The organism is Methanosaeta sp. UBA356 (assembly GCF_002496465.1).
GTDB classification, from domain to species: Archaea; Halobacteriota; Methanosarcinia; order Methanotrichales; family Methanotrichaceae; genus Methanothrix; species Methanothrix soehngenii.
On record NZ_DAKC01000107.1, the window covers coordinates 1 to 3871 of the forward strand.

Annotated in this window: 4 protein-coding genes; 2 read left to right on the forward strand and 2 right to left on the reverse strand. The window is 48.0% G+C overall.

The genetic code is table 11. From position 1 onward, the window contains the following. Positions 1-78 precede the first annotated feature (78 nt). Together BP727_RS10005 and BP727_RS10010 are read left to right on the forward strand one after the other, a co-directional pair. The gene (locus BP727_RS10005) at positions 79-1269 is read left to right on the forward strand and encodes a sugar phosphate isomerase (RefSeq protein WP_013720513.1); all 1191 of its coding nucleotides are present in this window, start codon (positions 79-81) and stop codon (positions 1267-1269) included. A 56-nt stretch (positions 1270-1325) separates the two neighbouring features. After that, the gene (locus BP727_RS10010) at positions 1326-1871 is read left to right on the forward strand and encodes a metallophosphoesterase (RefSeq protein WP_273278618.1); all 546 of its coding nucleotides are present in this window, start codon (positions 1326-1328) and stop codon (positions 1869-1871) included. Positions 1872-1986: 115 nt separating this feature from the next. On the opposite strand, the gene BP727_RS10015 is transcribed toward BP727_RS10010, so the two are convergent. Next, the gene (locus BP727_RS10015; RefSeq protein ID WP_273466485.1) at positions 1987-3396 is read right to left on the reverse strand and encodes a hypothetical protein; all 1410 of its coding nucleotides are present in this window, start codon (positions 3394-3396) and stop codon (positions 1987-1989) included. 214 nt (positions 3397-3610) lie between these two features. Continuing rightward, positions 3611-3871 (reverse strand): GtrA family protein (locus BP727_RS10020; protein ID WP_286858647.1); only part of this gene is annotated, 261 nt, incomplete at its 5' end.

Genomic DNA, 3871 nt, shown 5'->3' on the forward strand with positions numbered 1-3871 from the left:
TTAGGCCGGAGTAGTTTACCTGATGGTATTGGGCTGTCCCAGAAGGCTTATCTCTGCCGGGCCATAAAATGAGCCACTATGTCAGGCCTGATAGAAACCTTCCGCGAATCCACAAACTTACAGTGCAGCTTCCTGGAGAAGCTGCTGGATCTGGATATGCCAAGCGTAGCTGCATTCTCCGAGTCCATGGTGGACTTTCTCAAGCCCATCCCGGAGAACAAGTTCGTCTACGGCCTTGCGGCGGGACGATCCGCTCTTGCCCTCTACAGCTTCATGCAACTCATCCAGAACCATTTTGAGAACGTTTTTCCTTTTACCCTGGAGGACCCAGTTCAGAGGCACTACCGCAAGGGAATGAACCTCGGCATTGCCATATCAGGCTCTGGAGAGACGCAGTCAGTAAATAAATATATAAGCGACTTTATCACTCGCGGCGGGGACATCAAGCTCATTACTGCCAATAAAGAGGGAACCGCTTACAAGATGGTGAGCGAGTATGAGAAAGGGGACGTTCTGGTAATCGAAGCCAGGACGAAGCATGCCACGGACAAGGATATGCGTTCCAGGCTCTCTCCTCTTGGCACGGAGTTCGAGCTGGAGGTCTTGGCTTTTTTGAATGCCCTTTTCGCGGATATTCAGTGCCGGCTCAAGGGGATCTGCGATCCTAACTGTCCGGAGTATCGATCCATAATCATGGACCTGATGGAGAATGCCAGCCTCATCTCCCGCATGGATCCTGAGCACCTGGAGAACTGGTTGATCAGGCTCCTTCCCCGCAGCGGAAGATACATAATTGGAGGAGTGGGCAGATCCGGTCTAGTGGCAAGGGCCTTTGAGATGAGGTTCACCCATCTGAACAAGATCAGCTATTGGGAGAGGGATTTCAATACCCCGAGCTTTCAGATAGGCGATGTATACATACCGATAACCGGAACAGGCAACACCTACGAAGCCCTGGAAGGGACGACGTTGGCCCTGAAGAAGGGTGCTGATGTGATGCCCATAACTGCCAATCCTTCATCCAGACAGGTCTCCATCCTGAGCAAGTGCAAAAGGAGCAAGGACATAGCAGTAGTGCCGGTAAAAGAGGAGTACCGCAGTCTCTTCAGCGGTGACACGTCCTCGACCACCTGGCTGATGTCCGATTACACCAAATTCAGGTATCCCATCTTTGAGATCAACGCCTCCATATTCACCAACAGCGTGGTGGCCGTGGGCGCGGAGTTTCTGGGCATAGCAGAGGCCGGCATGAGGCGAATGCACGTCTGAGCCCAAGGGCAATAGCTGTCTCGGCTGCACTTTTTCAAGGATGATGTGATGAAAAAATGACCAGGATAATAGCTCTCTCAGATACCCATCTGATGGAGGATGACAGGCTACCAGAAGCGGTGGTCGCATTAGCAAGCAAGGCGGACATCATCCTTCATGCCGGCGATTTTGTCTCAGTCCAGGCCCATTCCGCCCTTAAGGATCTGGGAAGGCTGGTTGCGGTGAGGGGAAACTCCGACTCGCCCCAACTCAAAAGGCTCCTGCCGAAAAGAGAGGTGATAGAAGTGGAAGGAGTGAAGATAGGCCTCGTGCACATGGCTTCACATGGTTCCGATCTGGTGGGGGCGGAGATGATGGCCAGGGAGATGAACTGTGAGGTTCTGGTATTCGGACATATTCACCGTCCACTCATAGAGAAGGGCAGAAGGCTTCTCATCTGTCCCGGGAGCACCTCCCAGCCCAGGATGTCCGCTCCCTCGGTGGCGGAGCTGATGGTTATTGATGGCACTGTGCAGGGAAGGATCATACCCCTCGGAAGCCCGGCCTGCAACTATCTGAAGTATGCTGAAAGGCTTGGAAGGGAAGAATCTGAAGAGAAATGAGCAAGTGGCTTCCTAAAACCAAAAAATCTGAAAAAATGTGGCATTATTGATCACATTTAGCAGCTATAAAAAAAGGCAGATGTCACTGCAGCAAATGCAGCCCAAATGTTCCTATCTAATTTGGTGCCTCCTCCTCTTCATCCGGCTTTTCTTTCAGAGTGCTTACGGAAATTCCATGCATTACCAAAAGAAGAAGGACGATCAAATAAAAGTACACATTAATGACCCTGTTCATGGCGATGAATAAGACCAGTGCGGTAGCCATCCACCCCCAGCGGTCTTCAGGATCCATTCTTTGCAGTGCCAGCGAAAAGATGGCGACCATAACGATGCCTTGAACAATTATCATCGAATCCCAGGGAATAAAAAGAGATATCAGATAGGAGAGGTTTACAGAAGGGGTGTCAATATAAAACCAGTTGCCGTACACACCAGCGATGAACTCTTCAGGAGAGCCCAAAAGGAATGGAAGTATGAGGATCAAGGCAATTGCTACTGCTATCAATGAATTCACAAAAGCCTTTTTTATTCCCCATCTCTTAAAGGCTGAAACCACAATAAAAGGAAAAATGACCCAGACGAACTGGTAGGCGGCGAGAGCATATCCAGATGCAATAGAACTCGTCCACCATTTGTTGTTTCTATCGAGGAAAAAGACGATTGAAAGAATGAGAAATAGCACCCCGAGATAGATTTCGTGCCGGTACTGAAGATATGGGGTCAGCAGGAATACCGGAACTAGCAGCATGCTATGATTCCTGGAACCATTAGCCGAATATGCCAGAATAAGCGCAGATACCAGCATGCTTATCAGGTTTATAAACCGCAGATCCACTCCAGATGCAGCAGCTGGCAGATAGGCCATCCACATTCCGGGCAGATAAGTGAACACCTGATGGGGTGGATGGTAGAGAAGGTCATGGTAAGCATATGGGCTCATCCCTGCCAGGAAGGACTGACATCCCGAGAGGATGAGAGGGAGCATATCTGACCTCTGTGAATGAAGCGGGAATGAGACAATGCTTAAAAGGTATGTTCCAGTATATGCTGCCAGAGCGATAAGAACAAGAAGGCCCTGGGATGCATCCTTAATAAGTAGATATATGAGTGAAGCTCCAATACATGCGAATAAAAAAATGGCAATTGGGATATTTAGATGATAGCCGAAAAGGGCATATCTGAGATCCTGCACGATCAGAAGGATAAATGCCATCGCTTCAAAAATCAAGATAATGACCGTCGTTAGCTTGACGGCAGAAATGCGGTCGATGGGGGATAGATGAGCATCTCCAACGATTCCGGGCTTTATAAAAATAATAAAAGCAGCAAAAAATAAACAAGTATATGGCAATAGGATTATCTGAAAGATAGGTTCCGGGAGATGATCAGGCAAGGGAAAATACCGGTCGGATTTCACACTTATGAGGAAACCAAGCAATGCGAGAGCCAAAATCCGTATTTTTATTTTTCTCTCTTCATAAGATAATTTCTCGGCATTTTCCTTACCACTATTGAACGCATTCATCTTCGTCTCCGTCACCTTCACAGGCTGCTGATCGGATCGGCATCTGTCCAAATCCAGAAGACCAGCTTTGAACGAGGCGGTTGTAACGCTGATTGATTATTTAAGGGTGATGGAAAAGGAGAGCTGTTTTTATCGACTCTATCATGATATCATGATGTAAATCAGCTTGCCAGGAGAGTTCTCTATATCGACCATAATCGCAATGCTGCTTGCCCTATCCGGCTTCGCGCCATACGTAATTTATGCTTCCTAGGTAATTAAATGTAAATGCAATCAATATTGCCAGAAATTCGGATGCTACATAGTGAATTCCTGCAACTTCCGTAAAAGCAAGCAGCGCGGAAAGGTTAATCAGTATGCCTCCAAATGAGACAGCATGATACCTGGCCATTGCACGAACAATTGCCGTCCCCTCTGGGAAACTGTAATTGAACGTCGCCCTGGTATTCAAGAAAAAGTTCCATATTATGCTTAT